Origin of the sequence: Streptomyces sp. HSW2009, from assembly GCF_040240285.1 — a bacterium.
Lineage (GTDB): Bacteria > Actinomycetota > Actinomycetes > Streptomycetales > Streptomycetaceae > Streptomyces.
On sequence record NZ_JBEHZD010001233.1, the window covers coordinates 1 to 290 of the forward strand.

The following is a 290-nucleotide window of genomic DNA, read 5'->3' on the forward strand; positions in this document are numbered from 1 at the left end:
GGGGGGGCCGCCCGCGCCGCCCCCCGCGCCCGGGCGGGGGGGGGGGGGGGGCCGGGCCGGCCGGCCCCCCCCCCCCCCCGTACCACCGGTACGGACCGGCGGGGCGAAGCCCGTCCGTACGCCCGGCCGCCCCGCGCGGCCACCTGCCCCACCCGCATCGCCCCACTCCGCCCCGGCCGGCCCCGCGCCCGCCGGGGCGGCGGCGGGGCCCGGGGGGGGCCCCCCCCCCCCGGCGCCGCGGGCCCCCCCCCCGGGAGCGCCCCAACCCCACCCCCCCCCCACAAATAACC

Annotated in this window: 1 protein-coding gene; it reads left to right on the plus strand. The window is 90.0% G+C overall.

The window, feature by feature from the left end; all coding sequences use genetic code 11:
- Nucleotides 1-288, plus strand: a 288-nt coding sequence (locus AAHZ94_RS36610; RefSeq protein ID WP_502964886.1) for a hypothetical protein, incomplete at its 5' end; no start/stop codon positions are given.
- Nucleotides 289-290 lie beyond the last annotated feature (2 nt).